The organism is Bacillus sp. LR_5 (genome assembly GCF_042709275.1).
The window spans coordinates 109,991-129,347 of sequence record NZ_JAVAXX010000001.1 but is presented as its reverse complement, the minus strand read 5'-3'; the positions used below and the strand labels follow the sequence as shown (position 1 = coordinate 129,347).

General features: G+C 48.3%; 17 protein-coding genes and 1 pseudogene. 14 read left to right on the top strand and 4 right to left on the bottom strand.

Annotated elements, in window-relative coordinates; all coding sequences use genetic code 11:
- The first annotated feature begins 36 nt into the window (after positions 1–36).
- From rhgX to RAC86_RS00565, 9 genes are all read left to right on the top strand, one after another.
- Positions 37–1,875: a rhamnogalacturonan exolyase gene (gene rhgX, locus RAC86_RS00605; RefSeq protein ID WP_072565906.1), complete on the top strand. Its 1,839-nt coding sequence runs from the start codon at positions 37–39 to the stop codon at positions 1,873–1,875.
- Between the two features lie 154 nt (positions 1,876–2,029).
- A complete protein-coding gene (locus RAC86_RS00600; RefSeq protein WP_014112969.1) occupies positions 2,030–2,683 on the top strand; it encodes a rhamnogalacturonan acetylesterase in 654 nt (217 codons plus the stop codon).
- A 5-nt stretch (positions 2,684–2,688) separates the two neighbouring features.
- Entirely contained in the window at positions 2,689–4,683 is a 1,995-nt protein-coding gene (locus tag RAC86_RS00595) for a beta-galactosidase (RefSeq protein WP_072565907.1), read from the top strand.
- Between the two features lie 44 nt (positions 4,684–4,727).
- Positions 4,728–7,301: an exo-rhamnogalacturonan lyase family protein gene (locus RAC86_RS00590; RefSeq protein ID WP_072565908.1), complete on the top strand. Its 2,574-nt coding sequence runs from the start codon at positions 4,728–4,730 to the stop codon at positions 7,299–7,301.
- 121 nt (positions 7,302–7,422) lie between these two features.
- Positions 7,423–8,931, top strand: a complete 1,509-nt coding sequence (locus tag RAC86_RS00585; RefSeq protein ID WP_014112972.1) for an extracellular solute-binding protein — start codon at positions 7,423–7,425, stop codon at positions 8,929–8,931.
- 54 nt (positions 8,932–8,985) lie between these two features.
- A complete protein-coding gene (locus tag RAC86_RS00580) occupies positions 8,986–9,942 on the top strand; it encodes an ABC transporter permease (RefSeq protein ID WP_072565909.1) in 957 nt (318 codons plus the stop codon).
- A gap of 13 nt (positions 9,943–9,955) precedes the next feature.
- On the top strand, positions 9,956–10,843 hold the full coding sequence (locus tag RAC86_RS00575) for a carbohydrate ABC transporter permease (RefSeq protein WP_014112974.1): 888 nt from the start codon (positions 9,956–9,958) through the stop codon (positions 10,841–10,843).
- An 8-nt stretch (positions 10,844–10,851) separates the two neighbouring features.
- Positions 10,852–12,192: an alpha-galacturonidase LplD gene (lplD, locus tag RAC86_RS00570; RefSeq protein ID WP_072565910.1), complete on the top strand. Its 1,341-nt coding sequence runs from the start codon at positions 10,852–10,854 to the stop codon at positions 12,190–12,192.
- 76 nt (positions 12,193–12,268) lie between these two features.
- Positions 12,269–12,964: a DUF421 domain-containing protein gene (locus RAC86_RS00565; RefSeq protein WP_072565911.1), complete on the top strand. Its 696-nt coding sequence runs from the start codon at positions 12,269–12,271 to the stop codon at positions 12,962–12,964.
- A gap of 38 nt (positions 12,965–13,002) precedes the next feature.
- On the opposite strand, the gene hmoA is transcribed toward RAC86_RS00565, so the two are convergent.
- The 3 genes from hmoA to RAC86_RS00550 form a co-directional block, all read right to left on the bottom strand.
- Complete coding sequence (hmoA, locus tag RAC86_RS00560; protein ID WP_152024360.1) at positions 13,003–13,326, bottom strand: heme-degrading oxygenase HmoA; 324 nt, start codon at positions 13,324–13,326, stop codon at positions 13,003–13,005.
- A gap of 100 nt (positions 13,327–13,426) precedes the next feature.
- A complete protein-coding gene (locus RAC86_RS00555; RefSeq protein WP_014112977.1) occupies positions 13,427–13,789 on the bottom strand; it encodes a VOC family protein in 363 nt (120 codons plus the stop codon).
- A gap of 95 nt (positions 13,790–13,884) precedes the next feature.
- The gene (locus tag RAC86_RS00550) at positions 13,885–14,415 is read right to left on the bottom strand and encodes a hypothetical protein (protein ID WP_072565913.1); all 531 of its coding nucleotides are present in this window, start codon (positions 14,413–14,415) and stop codon (positions 13,885–13,887) included.
- Between the two features lie 196 nt (positions 14,416–14,611).
- Between RAC86_RS00550 and RAC86_RS00545 the strand changes: the two genes are divergently transcribed.
- The 4 genes and pseudogenes from RAC86_RS00545 to RAC86_RS00530 all read left to right on the top strand — a co-directional run bounded on the left by RAC86_RS00545 (position 14,612) and on the right by RAC86_RS00530 (position 17,551).
- A complete protein-coding gene (locus tag RAC86_RS00545; protein ID WP_014112979.1) occupies positions 14,612–15,484 on the top strand; it encodes an STAS domain-containing protein in 873 nt (290 codons plus the stop codon).
- A 156-nt stretch (positions 15,485–15,640) separates the two neighbouring features.
- Positions 15,641–15,808 (top strand): YezD family protein, encoded by a 168-nt coding sequence (locus RAC86_RS00540; RefSeq protein ID WP_061187094.1) that lies wholly within the window; start codon positions 15,641–15,643, stop codon positions 15,806–15,808.
- Positions 15,809–15,916: 108 nt separating this feature from the next.
- Complete coding sequence (locus RAC86_RS00535) at positions 15,917–16,561, top strand: Bax inhibitor-1/YccA family protein (protein WP_072565914.1); 645 nt, start codon at positions 15,917–15,919, stop codon at positions 16,559–16,561.
- Positions 16,561–17,551, top strand: a pseudogene (locus RAC86_RS00530) (DMT family transporter). Before RAC86_RS00535 ends, RAC86_RS00530 begins: the two are co-directional and overlap by 1 nt.
- Before the next feature lie 23 nt (positions 17,552–17,574).
- On the opposite strand, the gene yetL reads toward RAC86_RS00530, so the two are convergent.
- Entirely contained in the window at positions 17,575–18,078 is a 504-nt protein-coding gene (gene yetL / locus RAC86_RS00525; RefSeq protein ID WP_072565915.1) for a transcriptional regulator YetL, read from the bottom strand.
- Positions 18,079–18,237: 159 nt separating this feature from the next.
- Between yetL and RAC86_RS00520 the strand changes: the two genes are divergently transcribed.
- On the top strand, positions 18,238–19,347 hold the full coding sequence (locus tag RAC86_RS00520) for an FAD-dependent oxidoreductase (protein ID WP_072565916.1): 1,110 nt from the start codon (positions 18,238–18,240) through the stop codon (positions 19,345–19,347).
- Positions 19,348–19,357 lie beyond the last annotated feature (10 nt).

Below are 19,357 nucleotides of genomic sequence, written 5' to 3'. Positions count from 1 at the left end.
GAAGGAACGGGCTGCACGCAGCCCGTTCCCATTAAAATGAAGCCAAAAAAGAGGCAGATGGAATACTTGACCAGAGGCTTAATTGCGGTCAAGACGGAGCAGGGCGTGTTTGTCAGCTGGCGTTTTCTCGGAACGGATCATGAGACGACGGCTTTTCACCTTTATCGGGATGGAAGGCGGATCACCCGCGAGCCTATCGCGGACAGCACCAATTTTCTCGATCAAAACGGAACGGCGGACTCTGTTTACCAGGTGGCGGCCGTCAATAAGGGACGGGAAGAAAAGCTGTCCAAAGAAGCTCCCGTCTGGCGGGAAAATGCCCTAGAGGTTCCGCTTAACAAACCGGAGGGCGGTATCACGCCGGACGGAAAGCCGTACACCTACAGCGCCAATGATGCCAGTGTCGGAGATGTGGATGGGGATGGAGAATATGAAATCATCCTGAAGTGGGACCCGTCTAATTCAAAAGACAACGCCCATGACGGATATACCGGGGAGGTTCTCATAGATGCCTATAAACTGGACGGCACCTTTTTGTGGCGCATCAACCTCGGCAGAAACATCAGAGCAGGCGCGCATTATACCCAGTTTATGGTCTATGACCTGGACGGTGACGGAAAAGCAGAAATCGCCATGAAAACAGCCGACGGCACAACAGACGGGAAAGGACACATCATTGGCGATGAGCATGCCGATTTTAGGAACGAACAGGGCAGAATCCTGTCCGGTCCAGAATATTTGACTGTGTTTAAAGGAGAAACCGGTGAAGCGCTCACGACCGTGGAATATGAACCGCCCCGCGGCAAGCTGGAAGATTGGGGAGATGGCTACGGAAACCGCATGGACCGTTTTCTCGCCGGGATCGCTTATTTGGATGGGGAGCGGCCGAGCCTCGTGATGGCGCGCGGCTACTATACGAGAGCTGTACTCGTGGCATACGATTTCAGAAACGGAAGGCTCAAAAAACGCTGGATATTTGATTCCAATCAGCCGGGCCATGAAGCGTATGCAGGGCAGGGCAACCACAGCTTGAGTGTGGCAGATGTTGACGGAGACGGGAAGGATGAAATCATTTACGGCGCCATGGCGATTGATCATGACGGTATAGGCTTGTACACAACGGGGCTCGGACACGGAGACGCGATGCATGTAGGGAATCTGGATCCGTCCCGAAAAGGGCTTGAAGTGTTTCAGGTGCATGAGGATGCCTCGAAGCCGTACGGACTGTCGCTGCGTGATGCCGGTACCGGCGAGATTTTGTGGGGCGTTCATGCCGGAACTGACGTCGGCAGGGGCATGGCGGCTCATATAGACCCAAACTACAAAGGATCGCTCGTCTGGGGAATCGATCCGCCGGGCAATGACGGAATGTCATACGGCCTTTTTACCAGTAAAGGAGAAAAAATCAGTGACAAAGCGCCCATCTCAGCCAATTTCGCCATCTGGTGGGACGGCGACTTGGTCAGGGAGCTGCTTGATCATGACTGGGACGGAACGGCCGGCCGGCCGAAGATTGAAAAGTGGGATGCTGAAAACCGCTGTCTGAAGACGATTTTTCAGCCGGACGGCGTGCTGTCCAACAACGGCACAAAAGGAAATCCTGTTCTTCAGGCCAACCTGTTCGGAGACTGGCGGGAAGAAGTGATATGGAGAACGGAAGACAGCAGCGCGCTCCGTATCTATACAACGATACATCTCACCCGCCATCGCTTTTATACGCTTATGCACGATCCGGTTTACAGGCTCGGCATCGCCTGGCAGAACACCGCCTACAACCAGCCGCCGCACACGGGCTTTTACCTCGGAACGGGAATGAAAAAACCGCCGAAGCCCGCCCTGTACATAGCGGGCAGCAAAGCGGAGGCGCCGCTATAGGAGGAACTACGAAGCAAAGGCTGAACAGTACGACAAGATGACTTAATCAAAGCCAGGACGACCAATGTTCAGGCGCTAAACTCACCGGTTTTTCAAGGGAAGAGCTGTCCATGATTGATGCCATATGAAACGAAAAAACGAGGGGGAATGAGATATGGCAAATCACATTTATCTTGCTGGCGATTCGACTGTTCAAACGTATGGAGACAGCACAAATCAAGGGGGCTGGGGGCAGTTTCTCGGCTCACATCTGCCGGAGCATATCCAGGTGATCAACAGAGCAATCGGGGGAAGAAGCTCGAAAACATTTGTGGAAGAGGGCAGGCTTCAGGCGATTCTTGATGTGATTGAGCCGGGTGACTGGCTGTTTGTGCAGATGGGCCATAATGACGCGTCGAAAAATAAGCCGGAGCGCTACACCGAGCCCTATACCACCTATAAACAATATTTAAAGCAATATATCGCAGGCGCGCGGGAAAAAGGCGCCCATCCGCTTCTCATTACCCCTGTAGCCCGCTTTCATTATGAAAACGGCGTGTTTTTGAACGACTTTCCTGATTATTGCATTGCCATGAAGCAGACGGCTGCTGAGGAGAATGTCCAGCTCATTGATCTGATGGAGAAAAGCCTTGCTTTCTTTACCGAGAAGGGCGAGGAAAAAGTGTACACCTATTTTATGGTGTCAGAAGGAATGAACGATTACACGCACTTTACAAAAAAAGGCGCAAATGAAATGGCGAAACTTGTGGCAAAAGGCATAAAGGAGCTCGGCCTGCCATTGACAGAATCGATCATCAAAGAAGGGTGAAAAATGTGAGGAGAAAACTGTATCACGGTGCTTGCTATTATCCAGAACTATGGGATGAAGAGACGATTCAGCAGGACATTGACATCATGCGTGAAGTTGGCGTGAATGTTGTGCGGATCGGCGAATTTGCCTGGTCTGTCATGGAACCGGAAGAAGGAAAAATTGACGTCAGTTTTTTCAAAGAGATCATCACCCGGCTGTATGATAACGGCATCGAAACGATCATGTGCACGCCGACGCCTACACCGCCGATTTGGCTGTCGCACGGCCGGCCGGAGCGTATGCATGTAAACGAAAAAAGAGAGGTCATGGGGCATGGCTCCCGTCAGCATGCTTGTACGAACAACCCGTATTTCCGAAAAAAAGCCGCCATCATCACCACAAGCATCGCCAAGGAGCTTGGCCAGCTCCCGGGACTGATCGGCTGGCAGCTCGACAATGAGTTTAAATGCCATGTTGCAGAATGCATGTGTGAGACGTGCTTGCACTTATGGCATGACTGGCTCAGAAACCGCTATGGCGTGATTGAGCGGTTAAACGAGGCATGGGGAACCAATGTGTGGAGCGAAACCTACCAGACGTTTGAGCAAGTGCCGCAGCCGGGGCCAGCCCCGTTTCTGCATCACGCCTCTCTAAGCACAATGTATCAGCTGTTTTCGATGGAGATGATCGCTTCATTTGCGGATGAACAGGCCAAAATCATCCGCTGCTATTCGGATGCGCCGATCACGCATAACGGCTCTGTCATGTTCAGCGTGGACAATGAGCGGATGTTTCGGAATCTCGATTTTGCCTCCTATGATACGTACGCTTCGCAGGAAAACGCTTCTGCTTTTTTATTGAACTGTGATTTGTGGAGGAACTTGAAACAAGGGCGCCCGTTTTGGATTTTGGAAACGAGTCCGTCGTATGCCGCCTCGCTCGAAAGCTCCGCGTTTCCGCATGCCGATGGGTATTTACAGGCCGAAGCCGTATCTTCCTATGCCTTAGGAAGCGAGGGTTTTTGCTATTGGCTGTGGCGCCAGCAGCGTTCGGGCAGCGAGATTTCACACGGTTCGGTTCTCAGTGCCTGGGGCGAGCCGACCGTGGGCTATCAGAACGTGCTGGCAGTCGAGCGGGCAAGAAAGGACATCGAACAGGTGATTTTATCGACTGTGCCCGTTCAAGCCGAGGCAGCGATGACGTACTCCGACAGAGCAAAAGCTTTTATCAAAACGGAGCCTCACCGGGGACTCCAGCACCGTACGCTTGTGACCCATTTTTATGAGCGTATTCTTAACACGGGGATACACCGTGACCTCATTCCGGAAGGCGTTCCACTGGACGGCTACCGCTTGCTGTTTACGCCATTTGTGCCGTATCTGTCTTCGGATTTTATCCAAAAAGCTTCGGCATTCGCTGAAGCTGGCGGCATTTGGATTGTTGGACCGCTGACAGGGGGACGCTCAAGCGAGCATACAATTCATACCGATTGCGGGCTTGGCGAACTTGAGAAAACAGCCGGGATCAAAACGCTGTTTACCTTTCCAATGAACGAGGATGCGAATACAGGAAAAGCGTTTGGCATCACGGCGCCACTGGGGCTGTGGAGCGCGGTGTTTGATACAGAGAACGGAAACACCCTAGGCACGGTTGAGTCAGGACCGGCAGCAGGCCATGCTTTTCTGACAGAACGGAAGCACGGCAAGGGAAAAATCGTCATGCTCGGCTCGCTTCCATCCGGGAAAAAAGGGGATGCGATGCTGGAAGCGCTCGTCAGGCATTATGCCGCTGAAGCAGCCATTTCCGTTCGGTCGGATGTGACACCCGGCACGATCGTTGCCCCTCGCAAAGGCGATAACGGCCTTGTGTGGGTCATCGTGAATATGGATGGAAAAGGCGGAAGCGTAACATTGCCGGAAGCGGGAACGGATTTGTTGACGAACCGTTCGGAAAAATCGGGGAGGCTGGCGGTCGGACCGCATGAATACCGTGTGATTCAGTTTGACAATCACAGCTGATTCTTTGCATCGAATCAGCTTTTTTCTATGGAGGGAGAGAACTGATGAAAAAGATGAAATGGTTATCAGAACAGCCAAAGGTGACAAGCGGTGTGACGTGGGGCGTGCCATGGAAAAAAGGAGAATTGAAAAAGGGTGACCGTCTGGCGCTTGTGAATGAAAACGCGGAAAGCCAATTTGTGCAAAGCGAACCGTCGGCCTATTGGCCGGACGGGAGCATCAAGTGGACGAAGCACGCGGCAGTGTTCAGCGGACAGGACCATCAAAGCTTTGCAGTGCAAAAAGGAGAAGCCCTGAAGCCAGGTGAAACGCTCAGCATCAAAGAGTCAAAGCATGACATCCAAGTGGATACAGGAACGCTCGTCTGTACCATCCTTAAAACAGGCTCCGATCTTATTCAATCATTGCAGATTAACGGAAAGCCGATCGCCGCAGGCGGGAGGCTCGTTGCCTTAAGAGAAACGAGAAAAGAGACGGCGGCGGAAACGGTTCTTTTTCGTGAAACGTCTGTCAGCCTCATCAAACGTGCGGCGCTTGAGATGCAAGGACCTGTCAAAACAGTGATCAAAATAGAGGGCGTGCATATCCTCAAAAAAACAAATGAAGAATGGCTGCCGTTTGTGGTCAGATTGATATTTTATGCCGGGCTGTCTGAAATCGGTATCGTACATACGCAGCTGATTGACAGGAACGGTAAACAAGAATTCATTAAGGGGCTCGGTATCGAATTTGACCTTTTTTTGGAAGGGGAGCCGTACAACCGACATTTCCGTTTTGCAGGAGAGAAAGGGATGTACAAAGAACCCGCCCAGCTGTTTGGCACACGTAAATTCAATGAACGGTATCCTCTTTATCAAAAACAAATCAATGGTGAAACGCTGTTTCCAAGTGAAGAGCACAAGGAATGGTTTGCGCACGGCACACAGAACGCGGTTTGGAATGATGTCAAGCTCGTGCAGGATTCCAGTGATCATTACAGCCTGTCAAAACGGACCGGAAAAGATTATGCGTGGGTAGGCATGCTGCATGGCAGCCGGGCGAAGGGGCTTTGCTATGCGGGCGGCGAAAATGGCGGCATAGCCCTCGGTCTGCGGTACTTTTTTGAGAAATACCCGTCAGCACTGGAAATCACAGGCCTTGCCGGCAGCCACCCAAAAATGACCGTCTGGTTTTGGCCTCCGGATGGAGGGGCGATGGATTTGCGGCATTATACAGGAAACACCCATGTGGCCAGCGCGTATGAGGGTTTTGATGAAATGCGTTCTGATCCGACCGGCATTGCCAACACAAATGAAATCAGCCTGTCGTGCTTTTCGCATATGCCATCTGATGATGTCCTTCATACGCTCGCTGACAAATGGCAGGCGCCGCCGCTGCTTGTTTGTGAGCCGGACGTCTATTACGAATCAAAGGCGCTCGGGGTTTGGAGTGTCATTGACACATCTCATCCGCTCAAAAAAGAGCTGGAAGAACAGCTCGACGCCGCATTTCTATTTTACAAAAAGGAAGTAGAGCAGCGCAGATGGTACGGGTTTTGGGATTATGGCGATGTCATGCATACGTATGACCCGATCCGGCATATGTGGCGGTATGATCTCGGCGGGTATGCATGGCAAAATAATGAGCTCGTTCCGACCTTATGGCTGTGGCAGGCGTTTTTCCGCTCTGGCAGAGGGGATATCTTCCGCATGGCAGAAGCCATGACCCGCCACACGAGCGAAACGGACAGCTTTCACCTCGGGGAATACGCAGGGCTTGGCTCACGGCATAATGTTGTTCATTGGGGATGCGGCTGCAAGGAAGCGAGGATCAGCATGGCCGGGCTTTATAAATTCTATTATTATCTGACGGGAGATGAGCGGACGGGAGATCTTTTGACAGAAGTGAAGGACGCCGATTACGCCCTCGTCAAAACCGATCCGATGCGCGCTTTTTATGAGAAAGGCGAGCACCCGACCCACGCCAGAACGGGACCGGACTGGGCGGCGTTTTGCTCGAACTGGCTGGCGGAATGGGAGCGGACCGAAAATCCGGCATATCTCAAAAAAATCGAAACGGGCATCAGCTGTCTGAAGCAGCTGCCGCTCCGCTTATTATCCGGTCCGACATTTGAATATGACCCGGAGACCTCGATGCTTCATCACATGGGAGATGGCATAGCGGGCGGATATCATATGATCATTGCCTTCGGCGCGCCGCAAGTGTGGATGGAGCTGGCTGAGCTTCTTGATGACCGGGAATGGGAGGAAATGCTGAGTGAATTCGGCGAATTTTACACACTCAGTGATGAAGAAAAACGGAAAAAAAGCGGAGGCGCTCTTCATGACAGGCATTTTCACTGGCCGATGTTTGCCGCTGCCATGACCGCCTACGCCGCAAGAAAAAAACAAGACCAGAAGCTCGCCGCCAAAGCGTGGAATCTTTTGCTCGACGATAAGCTGAGCCATACGCCGCTACCGATCAAACCAGAGCGCATTGAGACATGGACGCAGCTGGAGGAGCTCCCGTGGGTGACAACGAACACCGTCTCTCAATGGTGTTTGAACGTCATAGCAGCGCTGGAACTGATTGGAGATTCCCTTCCGGCAAAAAAAGATACATCCGGCAAAAAAGGATAACAGACGGAATTTCATAGGAGAAATGGTGCAAAAAATGAAGATTGCAAGAATTTATGTAAGCGCTTTATATTAGGAGGGGCAAAGGGGAAATGCAAATTGAAAAAAGGGGGACTTACGCATCATGAAAAATAGAATGCGAAAAAAATGGCTGGCCTTGCCGCTCGCTGCCATGATGATCGCCGGATGCAGCCATTCGGAAACATCCAGTTCAGCAGGCGGTTCGAAAGACACGATTAAAATTATGGCGCCGCTCTTATCGCCGGAAAGCCCGAGTGAAAAGAGCCCTTCATTAAAAGCGCTCGAAAAATACACAGGCAAAGAGATTAAGGTCACATGGGTGCCTGATTCATCCTACAACGACAAATTCAACATCGTCATGGCTTCCGGAGAGATGCCTCATGCGATTGTGATTAAAGATAAATCAGCCGGCTTTATCAAGTCTGTCAAAGCAGGGGCATTTTGGGAGCTGTCTCCTTATTTAAAAGACTACAAGAATTTAAGCCAGGCAGATGAAAAGATTTTGAAGAACAGCTCGGTGAACGGCGAGGTGTACGGAATCTACAGAACGAGGGACCTGATCAGAGCGTGTATGATCATCAGAACCGACTGGCTTAAAAACGTCGGTCTAGATATGCCGGAAACGATTGATGATTTCTATGAAGTGCTGAAAGCCTTTAAGGAAAAAGATCCTGACGGAAACGGCAAGGATGATACGTACGGCATGGTCGTGCCGAAATGGATGGGGCTTGGCAACGGAAGCCCGTGGGATGTTCTGCAAATCTGGTTCGGCGCTCCGAACCGCTACGGCGTTGAAAACGGAAAGCTGATTCCTGATTTTACAACGAAGGAATACATGGATGCGCTCAAGTTTTTTAAAAAGCTTTATGATGAGGGCTTGATCAATAAGGACTTTGCGGTCATGGATTCAGCGAAGTGGAATGATCCGGTTGTGAAAGGAAAAGCGGGGATCATCGTTGATACCGGCTCCAGAGCGTCTCAAATCCAAAGCGCGATGGAGGAGGCGGATGAGTCGAACAAGGATGTGATTGATATCGTCGGCTCGCTTGAGGGGCCGAATGGCAAGCGCACCTTCCCGACATCCGGTTATTCAGGCATGATCGCGATACCAAAATCAAGCGTCAAAACCGAAAAAGAGCTGAAAGAGGTGCTGTCCTTCCTCGATAAGATGAATGATAAGGAAGCGCAGATTCTCACGAACAACGGAGTGGAGGGCCGCAATTACGAGCTCAAGGACGACGTATTCACTTCGCTTGAAAAAAACAACAAGTCTCTCCTGTATGAGCATGAAGGCTTGGCGCAGTTCAGCATGTCGATTCCGAAAAGCGAGTATTACATCGAAGACCAGAAAACAAAGCTCTTCCAGCATCGCAAGGACATCATAACTGAAGGAGAAAAAATAGCCGTCTTTAACCCGGCTGAGTCGCTTGTATCTGATGTCTATACCCAAAAAGGTGCCCAGCTTGACAACATTATTCTCGACGCGAGAACACAATTTATCATTGGAGAAATTGATGAAAAAGGGTTCGAGGATGCGGTGGAGCTTTGGAAAAAAAGCGGCGGCAATGACCTGATGAAGGACTTGAACAAATTGTATCAATCGTCAAAATAAACCGATGCGCCTGCCGTTCGGCGGGCGCACCGGTACCACGAAAGGAGAACAGATATGGAAACAGTGCCGAAGAAGGGAGATTCACCTGTTCTCACTGCTGGAAAAGGCATCAGCTGGATGGCTGCACTCAAACGGGACAAATGGCTTTATCTTCTTCTTATTCCCGGTCTGCTTTATTTTTTGATTTTCAAATACTTGCCGATGTGGGGCGTGCTGATCGCTTTTAAAGACTATTCGCCATATCTCGGCTTCTGGAAAAGCGAATGGGGCGGCTTTGATTATTTCAAAGACTTTTTTATGAACCCGGATTTTTTCCGGCTGCTGCGCAACACCCTCATGCTGGCGAGCCTGGACCTTTTATTTGCCTTTCCAGCGCCTCTCATTTTGGCCTTGCTTTTGAATGAGGTGAGAAAGGCCGTGTATAAAAGATGCATCCAAACCTTTATTTACGTGCCCCATTTTGTTTCATGGACAATCGTGGTCAGCATCACCTTTGTTTTCTTTACTGTCGATACAGGTGTGATCAACAAATTGATTATGAACCTGACAGGTGAGCAGATTTCTTTCTTATCGGACGCGGACTGGTTCCGGCCGATGATTGTGATGCAAAGCATCTGGAAGGAGACAGGCTGGGGAACGATTTTATTTCTGGCTGCGCTGGCGACGGTTGATCAGGAGCAGTATGAAGCCGCCATTATGGACGGAGCGGGCCGGTTCAGGAGAATGTGGCATATTACGCTGCCGGCAATCAGAAGCACCATTATCGTTTTGTTGATTTTAAGAATCGGCAGCTTTTTGAATCTCGGCTTTGAACAGGTGTATTTGATGACGAACTCGCTCAACCGCAGCGTGGCTGACATTTTTGACACGTATGTATACATGATGGGGATTACCCAAGGCGCGTACAGCTACAGCACAGCGGTCGGTTTGTTTAAATCGGTTGTCGGGATTATCTTGATTTTCGGCGCCAATTACATTGCGAAAAAGTTTGATCAGGAAGGATTGTTTTAGAGGAGGGAGAGGTATGGCTGAAATTCACACGATGCATAACACAAAAGCCGGACGGGTGTTTGACGTCTGCAACATTCTGTTTCTCGGCGGTGTCGGCGCGATTACCATTTTGCCGTTTTTGTACATTATCGCCGGTTCCTTTGCGACAGAAGCGGAACTCGCCCAGCGCAGCTTCTTTATATTCCCGAAAACCTTTACACTTGATGCTTACAAGTATGTGTTTTCGACACCGACGTTCATCCGAAGCATGGGCGTATCCATCTTCATTACCGTGGTCGGGACGGCTGTGCAGCTGTTTTTCACCTTTACGATGGCGTATCCGTTGGCGAAGCGGCATGTGAAGGGGCGGAATCTGCTGTTGAACCTGGTGATCTTCTCTATGCTATTTTCCGGCGGCATGATCCCGACGTACCTTGTCGTGAAATCACTTGGCCTTTTGGATACGTATTGGGCATTGATTCTGCCGATGGCGATTAATCCGTTCAACCTTATTATTATCAAAAACTTCTTTCAGCAGCTGCCCCGCGAGCTGGAGGAATCGGCAAAAATTGACGGCTGTTCCGAAATCGGTGTCTTTTGGCGGATCGCCTTGCCGCTGTCAAAGCCGGTTATTGCGACCTTTGCGCTGTTTTATGCGGTCGGGATTTGGAATGATTTCTTCCACGCTCTCTTATATATCAATGACAGTGCAAAATGGCCACTGCAAATGGTGCTCCGCCAAGTCACAATCTTATCGGATTTAACAGCGACCAATGGTGATACGATGCAAAATACCGTTCCGCCGGAGCAGGGAATAAAACTCGCCGTCATTGTCATTGCGACGCTACCGATTTTGGCGGTCTATCCATTCCTGCAAAAACACTTTGCAAAAGGAATGCTGATCGGTTCGGTGAAAGGCTGAGAAAGGGAGTGTGTCATATCAGTACGTTAGATCAAATTAAAATCGCCTATATCGGCGGGGGGTCTCAAGGCTGGGCCAGAAGCCTGATGAGTGATCTGTCGATTGATGAACGGATGTCAGGCACAGTGGCGCTCTATGATCTTGATTTTGAAGCCGCTCAGAAAAATGAAGAGATCGGCAATCACAGCGGAGACGGCAGATGGAGGTATGAAGCGGTTTCTACTTTGAAAAAGGCGTTATCGGGCGCGGATATCGTCATTATTTCCATTTTGCCGGGTTCACTGGAAGATATGGAAATCGATGTCCACTTCCCTGAGCGCTGCGGCATTTATCAGTCTGTGGGTGATACTGTCGGGCCGGGCGGGATCATCAGAGGCTTGCGGGCTGTTCCGATGTTTGTCGAAATTGCCCGGGCCATAAGAGACTACGCACCAGAATCATGGGTCATAAATTATACAAACCCAATGTCTGTCTGTACAAGAGTGCTGTATAAAGTGTTTCCGGGCATCAAAGCGATTGGCTGCTGCCACGAGGTATTCGGCACGCAAAAGCTGCTGGCGGAAATGGTCACAGAAAGGCTCGGAGTAGAGGTGCTGCGGCGCGAAGATATCCGCGTCAATGTACTCGGCATTAACCATTTCACATGGATCACGGAAGCCTCTTACCGCCATATTGATCTGCTGCCTATATTCCATGAATTCAGCGCGCATTATGGAGAATCAGGATATGAGCTAGAGGGGGAAAGCTGGAGGGACAGCGTCTTTCGTTCGGCACACCGTGTTGCGTTTGATTTATTTGAAATGTATGGCGCCATCCCCGCTGCGGGTGACAGGCATCTGGCAGAGTTTCTTCCCGGCCCTTACCTCAAACAGCCTGAGTTATGGAAATTTCATCTCACATCTGTATCATTCAGAAAACAAGACAGAGACGAAAAACGAAAAGAAACAGAACGATTAATCGTTCAAAAACGGGGCGTTGCCGGGAAAGCCTCGGGAGAAGAAGGCGTGAACATCATAGCGGCTCTCCTCGGATTGGGTGAAATCGTCACGAATGTAAATGTGCCGAATCAAGGCCAAGTTTCCAATCTTCCTTTACAAGCGATTGTCGAAACGAACGCCTTGATTACCCGCAACAGCGTCCAGCCGATTTTCTCTGGAGCGCTGCCAAAGGGTGTGGAAATGATTGCGACGAGGCACGTATCCAATCAGGAGGCAGTGGCGGAATCTGGTTTAACAAAAGATCGCGGCCTTGCATTTCAGGCGTTTCTCAATGATCCGCTTGTCACGATTGACCGCAGTGATGCAGAGCAGCTTTTCGATCACATGCTGGCAAAGCACCAACTGATGTGAAAATCTGCAGTTCTGGTTTAGAAAAAGTGCAGTTGACCATAATGGTAGTAGCTCTTAAGAAGTAGGTGCTATCAACGTGGGAGATTATCTGAATGTAGCAATAGAATTAGTTTGCGGTCTCGGTATTTTATTTGTCATTTTGAAGTTTCTTGGGAAAACCCAATTCTCTCAACTCACCCCGTTTGACTTTATTTCTGCCTTAATTTTAGGGGAACTGGTCGGAAATGCCGTCTATGATCATGAAATCAAGATTAAAGAAATTATTTTTGCTTCACTCCTATGGGGCTTGCTTATATTTTTGATTGAATTGATTACACAAAAACTAAAAGGAACCAGAAAGTTTCTAGAAGGCGAACCAAATATTGTGATTCATAAAGGAAAGCTGAAATACAAGATGCTGAAGAAAAACAAGCTCGATATTAATCAGCTGCAAAGCCTCCTGAGGCAAAAAGGCTGCTTTTCGATTCAGGAAGTGGAATATGCAATTCTGGAAACAAACGGGATGATCAGTGTGCTCCCGAAAGCCGATTTCGATAAACCGACCAGAAAAGATATGAACCTTCCGACAAAGGATGTATCTTTGCCGATTACGTTAATTCTTGATGGGGAGATTGTGTTTGATAACCTGGTGGAAGCGGGTGTGGATGAACAATGGCTGAAGCAATCGCTGCAACAGCATGGAGTTGAAAAGACTGAGGACGTCTTATACGCGGAATGGCATGCCAACCAACCTCTTTATGTCATCACATATGAAGAAGGCAGTTCATCATGACCGTAAAAAGAGCTTGCAGCTGGTGCAAGCTCTTTTCATTATTCATGAGTCCCTTGTTTAACAGCTCTTACATGATACATGCTCACTTCAGTGCTGATCAGATAGTCAGGCTTTGGTTTGCCTTTGTTCGCTTTATGGCCGGCGATATGTGCATCGCTTTTTTCCCATTGCTTCCAGTGATCCTCGGATTCCCAACGAATCATGACAACAACTTCCTCATCACCGCGGTGGACGTTTTTTTCAAGCACTGTTACATCAATTAAACCTTCTTGTTTTTCAATGATTCCTTCAGCGCTGAAACGTTCTATGACTTTATCTGCATGGCCTTCTTTTACCGTCATTTTTCTCAACTGAACAAACATCTGTCTCTCTCCAATCATTCTCATATATGAATGATTGTAAATGAAATTCATTCTCAATGTCAAAGAAAGCGCATGGCGGAATAGAACCGCCGTCGCATCGTTATTCTTTCAATAAAAATACATTGCCATCTTCGTCTTTAAATTGAACGAAGGTGCCCCACTCCATTTGATTGGGCTCACCAAGAAATTCTACACCGTTTGCTTTCATTTTCTCGTATGTACCAAAGATGTCTTCACATTCAAACACGATAGAAGCTTTCATTTGTTCAGAGCCTTTCATCATGGCTTTCGGATAAATAACTAAACGGGTCTGGGCTCCTTGTGGCGCAACCTCCAGCCAGCTTGCGTCAGGTCCCATCGGGTGGTCCGCCGCAATATCAAAGCCAACCTTCTCTGCCCAAAATTGCTTCGCTTTCTGCTGGTCTTCAACATATACAGCAACAGTTGCAATTTGTTTGATCATAGGGAAACCTCCAAGTTGAAAGATAATTATACTATAACCTGTTTACGGGCGAAGTAACATAAAAAAATCAGCCGGAAAAACCGGCTGATTATCGATTAATATGAGCAGCTCACAACATCTATCAGATTTGTGTCTAAGGCGAAATAAACCCAGCGGCGCCGTGAAGAATCCCAGTAAAAGCCTCCGACGGATCTTCTGCCAAGAATGATCGGGTAGAACCAAAATGAGCTGCCGTTGGTTAACCAAACATAGGTAAACCGGAAGAGGCAAGGCTGAATGGCAACGGGTTCAACTAAATAAGCAACTCCCTGAGGGCTCTGCGGCTTTTTCGGTTTCGCCGGCTTTTTTGAAGGCGGGGGTCCCTGCGGCGCACCGCCGAAGCCAGGCGTAGCCCCGCTGCCAATGCCAGGGCCGGAGCCGCCGCCGAAGCCAGGCACAGCCCCGCCGCCAATGCCAGGGCCGGAGCCGCCGCCGAAGCCAGGTACAGCCCCGCTACCAATGCCAGGGCCGGAGCCGCCGCCAATGCCAGACCATGGGTAACCATCTGGATAACGATATTCGTAATCAAAAGCAGGCCATGGCTCATAAAAATGCCCGGCAAACATATAAGGATCAACATAATACATGTGATAACGTCCTTTCTCATTGTAAACTGTACATTTGCAATTTATGCGAGCGGACGTTTATTGGTGCATTCGCCTATGAATGAAATTGGAATGCGCTCAGGATGCAGAATCATTTGATTTTTCCCTAGTCCCATTCACAATTCCGATGTATCATTTTATAATGAAAGAGCTTCTATTATGAAAAAGGAGACAGACCGTGAATATCGATCAATTATTATATCAATATATCATAGACCACACGGCGGATATTACGGAGAAATGGTTCAGTTTGCGATGTCAGCTGAAAGGAGAGCTATATTCCGCCGACAATTTAAGTGAAGAAACGAAAAAGCTTTTAACCAAGCAGCATACGTTTACCAATATAACGATCGCAAGCGCATTCCTTGAGGATCAAACTGAGTTTCAAGAACATATGACAAAATGGGCGCAAACCGTTGCGAAAAACAGGGTTGAGCAAGATGTTCAGGTGCATGAGGTTGTGGAAGCCATATCAAACTCAAGAATCTCATTCTGGGATGCTGTCGTTGCGTTTATTAAAGAGAATCGGGATATCGTCACAGATGAGGATGCCGATCGATGGAACCGCATAGTGAATCAGGCGTTCGATAAGCTGATCATTGAATTTTCCGAGCAGTACCAAAAATTTATGCTGATGAGGCTCACATCTCAGCAGGAACTGATATCTGAGCTGGGCTGCCCGGTGATTTCCATTGCGGATGGAATCGGGATATTGCCGCTAATCGGCTCCATTGATACGAAACGGGCACAGGTCATTTTAGAAACAGTGCCGGTCCGCTGTATCGAGAGAAAAATCACAAGCCTTGTCGTTGACCTTTCGGGTGTTCCGATTGTGGATACCATGGTGGCGCAGCAACTGTACAACCTGTCAAAAACGCTTTTCTTATTAGGCGTCAAAGCCGTATTTTCAGGGATTCGCCCAGATGTGGCCCAGACATCGATTCAATTGGGGCTTGATTTCAGTGAATATGAAACGTACGGCACGCTGAAGCAGGCATTAGAAAACATGGGTGTTCGCTGCATTGTTGAGGAATTGGAAGAAAACAAATAGGACGTTTGACCAGGCATATGATTGTCCGCCATCGGGTGATCATATGCCTTTTTGAATTGGTCAGAAAACACCATTGATTTATCGAAAAAAACATAATATTATAATTCTTATAAGAATACTGTGAATTAAAATAAGTTCAACAGGGGGGAAGGTCTTTTGGTTTCAAAATCAACGATTGATCCGGAAGTGATTGAAAAAATAATCAGCTCGCTGGAAACACTCGATTTCGGCACCGTTCAGATTACGGTTCATGATTCTCAAGTTACCCAGATTGAGAAAATAGAAAAGCACCGTTTTTCGCTGAAAAGGAAAGAACCAAAGTGATCGTATAAGGGCGTTTGTTTTCATTAAATTCTCCTTAAAACATATACATATTTCATCCAATTTTTATATAATAGACCTTTAAGATCATTTTTTAGGAGGATTTTTGACATGCAAGCTACGGTTTACGAGAGTAAGCAATCGATCATGCAGCGCATTTTGACAGTCTTTGTCTTCACACTGCTAATCGCGACTATCGGTCTATTTATCGGCCAATTTGTTCCTGTCGCTTTGATGCTGCCGCTTTCTATTCTAGAAGTGGGGATGATTATTCTGGCCTTCTGGATGCGCAGAAGAAAAGCGGTCGGATATGCGTTTGTATATACATTCGCGTTTGTTTCCGGCATTACCTTATTTCCGATCGTCAGCCACTACGCTTCCATCGCCGGCGCATATGTCGTGCTTGAAGCCTTTGGCTCTACATTTGTCATTTTTGCCGTTCTGGGCACAATCGGCGCAAAAATGAAGAAGGATTTATCTTTCCTATGGTCATTTCTGCTGGTAGCGGTTCTCGCGCTGGCGGTGGTTGGCATTTTCAACATTTTCAGTCCATTAAACTCAGCGGCTATGATGGCGTATTCCGTTATCGGAACCATCGTCTTTTCCCTTTACATTTTGTATGATCTAAACCAAATCAAACACCGCCATATTACGGAAGACTTAATTCCGGTTATGGCATTATCGCTGTACCTTGACTTTATCAACTTGTTCATCAATCTGCTTCGCTTCTTCGGCATCTTGAGCAGTGATGATTAATCAGAGAGCGCCTGTCATTGGATAGGCGCTTTTTGCCATACATAAAAAGGGTGGTGGAGTTATGATGCAAAAACAACTGGTCGCTTATGTTTCCTTGGCAACAGCCATGGCGATCGTCGGCAGCTCGGTCGTCGTCGGCAAGCTGATGGTCGAGCGCATTCCGGTCTTTCTATCCTCGGGACTGCGTTTTTTGCTGGCTGCTATTGTATTGCTGACGTTGCTGTTTTACATTGAAAAAGGGTTTCCGGCTTTGACAAAAAAAGATGTGTTTGTATTGCTGGTACAATCATTCACAGGCGTGTTTTTGTTCAGTATTTGCCTGCTGTATGGTGTTCAATATACGACTGGAACGGAAAGCGGCATTTTGACAAGCACAACCCCGATGGTAATCGGTATTTTATCCTTTTTCCTGCTGAGAGAAAAAATAGAGAAAAAGACGCTGATCGGCATTATGCTGGCGGTTTGCGGCGTGATGGCGATTAATCTATTTGGAGCGGGGAGCCAAGACGGGACGCCACATGCCTTATTTGGCAACATGCTAATCATTGCTGCAGTCATTGGCGAAGCGTTGTTTACATTGCTGGCCAAGCTGTTATCTCCGCATATTTCGGCATTGGCGATTTCGACCGTCGTTTCGCTCTTCGGTTTTCTGTTTTTTCTACCGTTTGCTTTGTTTGAGGCCTCTTCATTTGATTTTAGCGTGCCGACAGTTTTGGATTGGTCGTATGTGTTGTATTACGCGCTTTTTGTCACCGTTTTGGCGTTTTACTTATGGTATAGCGGGTTGAGGAAGGTGCCAGCGGGGGTGTCGGGCATTTTCACATCCGTTCTTCCGGTCTCCGCTGTCATTTTGTCAGGTGTGATATTGAAGGAGCCGTTTGAGCTTGTGCATTTGATTGGTATCGCATGTGTCATCAGCGGCGTATTTGTTACGGTTATAAAGAAAAACAGCCGGATACGTATCCGGCTTCAGAAGAGAAGACGCTGTAGCCTGTCCTGGTCGGACGGGTTTTTTAGTCTTTAAACACGCTTAGCCTTTCAAAAAGATCACCAAGCATCTTCACGAACATGTCTTTTTCCTCGTCGCTGTAGTTTTCCATGACCGCGGAGATTTTGCTGAAATGGCCGGGCAGAAATTGCTCTAGCCGTTCTTTGCCCTCCTTTGTGAGTTCAATGCTGATTCTTCGTTTATCCTCTGTGTGATGCCTGCGGCTGACAAAACCGTCCCTCGCCAGCCCGTCCAGCAGTCCTGTAATTGTTGCTTTCGTGACGTTTGATTGCTTGGCAAGCTCTGTCGGACTTAAGGTCTGATCCTTGGCATCAAAGAGCAGCATCAAGATTTTGAATTTTCCTTCTGACAGCCCGCTGCCTGCAAAGTAATGCTCCATCACATGATTCATTTTTTTAGAGATATCAAATAGAGATAAAAACAATTCAAGAGAACCGGCGTCGATATTGGCATACGTCTCGGCGTGCTCTGTTATATGCTTATATTTCGGTAAATGTTTTAATTCCATGATAATAAGCTCCCGTACGTTCGTTGTGACACGATTATAAAGGAGCGAAAACCATAACGCAACTGAGATTGGAGATGATTGACAGCTTTTTGCGAGACATAGTAAAGTAATATAGTTAGGTGCCTAACTATGTATAGAGCTGAAAAGGTGGTTATTGATATGAAACATATTTTAATAGCAGGAGGCGGAATCGGCGGATTGTCAGCGGCCATTTCTCTTAGTAAGGCAGGGTTTTCTGTCACCTTGTGTGAAGCGGCTTCAGAAAACCGCAAAACAGGTGCAGGAATTCTTCAGCCGCAAAATGCACTGGCTGTCTTGAAAGAATTGGGCGTATTCGAAGAGTGCTGTAAGCATGGCTTTCAAACAGAATGGTTTAAAACGTTTGATGAACAGGGGAATTTGCTGTTTCAAGTCAGTGAATCCTTTTTAGATGACACACTTCCGGGACGCAATAATATCCTTCGAAAAACGTTAAATGACATTCTCGTTAAGCATGCCGAGGCTGCGGGTGTAAACATCAAGTGGGGGAAGAAGGTTGTCGCCTATGAAGAAACGGTTGAATCGGTCACTGCCGTATGTGAAGACGGAGAAAAGATGAAGGCTGACATTCTGGCAGGCTTTGACGGCATTCACTCCGTTGTTCGCGATATAATGCTGCAAAAGGAGACGGAAAAAGAGCATCTCGGCATGGGGGCGTGGCGCTTTTATATCGAGCTTCCTGATTTTACATTTGAGGACGCGACATTGATGTACAGAAGCGGAGACACACAAATTGGCGTCGTGCCATTGGCAGAACACGCTGGCTATGTCTTCGTCCTCCAGCCTTGCACGAGCGATTATTGGGATGAGGAAGATACCCGGTTTGATAGAGTAAAAGAGATTCTCTCTGGCTTTTCGGGGCTGGATTTTGTCACAAAGCATATGTCAAAAGAGCATCCTGTCATGTTTAACAAACTGGAACAGGTCGCAGTGCACGAGCCATGGCACAAAGGCCGTGTTGTCATCGGCGGAGACGCCGCCCATGCCGGAGCGCCGACCTTGGCACAAGGAGCGGCGATGGCCGTCGAGGATGCTATCGTGCTCGCCGAAGAACTCAAAAATCACGACGACATCAAAACCGCATTTCATGCGTATTACGAAAGAAGAGCCCCAAGAGCGCTCAAAGTCCAGAACCTCTCCTCAGAAATCGTCCGCCGCGGGCTGAAAGGAGAGCCGGGAGCGGAAGAGTTGATTGGGGAGTGCTATGCGGTGTTGAGGGAAGGGTATTAAATAGGAAAAG

What these genes read in the sequence shown, in the direction of transcription:
- RAC86_RS00580 (WP_072565909.1), top strand. Translation starts at nt 8,986, where the DNA reads ATGGAAACAGTGCCGAAGAAGGGAGATTCACCTGTTCTCACTGCTGGA.
- RAC86_RS00585 (WP_014112972.1), top strand. Translation starts at nt 7,423, where the DNA reads ATGAAAAATAGAATGCGAAAAAAATGGCTGGCCTTGCCGCTCGCTGCC.
- yetL (WP_072565915.1), bottom strand. Translation starts at nt 18,078, where the DNA reads ATGGAATTAAAACATTTACCGAAATATAAGCATATAACAGAGCACGCC.
- RAC86_RS00555 (WP_014112977.1), bottom strand. Translation starts at nt 13,789, where the DNA reads ATGATCAAACAAATTGCAACTGTTGCTGTATATGTTGAAGACCAGCAG.
- RAC86_RS00520 (WP_072565916.1), top strand. Translation starts at nt 18,238, where the DNA reads ATGAAACATATTTTAATAGCAGGAGGCGGAATCGGCGGATTGTCAGCG.
- hmoA (WP_152024360.1), bottom strand. Translation starts at nt 13,326, where the DNA reads ATGTTTGTTCAGTTGAGAAAAATGACGGTAAAAGAAGGCCATGCAGAT.
- RAC86_RS00535 (WP_072565914.1), top strand. Translation starts at nt 15,917, where the DNA reads ATGCAAGCTACGGTTTACGAGAGTAAGCAATCGATCATGCAGCGCATT.
- RAC86_RS00590 (WP_072565908.1), top strand. Translation starts at nt 4,728, where the DNA reads ATGAAAAAGATGAAATGGTTATCAGAACAGCCAAAGGTGACAAGCGGT.
- RAC86_RS00600 (WP_014112969.1), top strand. Translation starts at nt 2,030, where the DNA reads ATGGCAAATCACATTTATCTTGCTGGCGATTCGACTGTTCAAACGTAT.
- RAC86_RS00550 (WP_072565913.1), bottom strand. Translation starts at nt 14,415, where the DNA reads ATGTATTATGTTGATCCTTATATGTTTGCCGGGCATTTTTATGAGCCA.
- rhgX (WP_072565906.1), top strand. Translation starts at nt 37, where the DNA reads ATGAAGCCAAAAAAGAGGCAGATGGAATACTTGACCAGAGGCTTAATT.
- RAC86_RS00575 (WP_014112974.1), top strand. Translation starts at nt 9,956, where the DNA reads ATGGCTGAAATTCACACGATGCATAACACAAAAGCCGGACGGGTGTTT.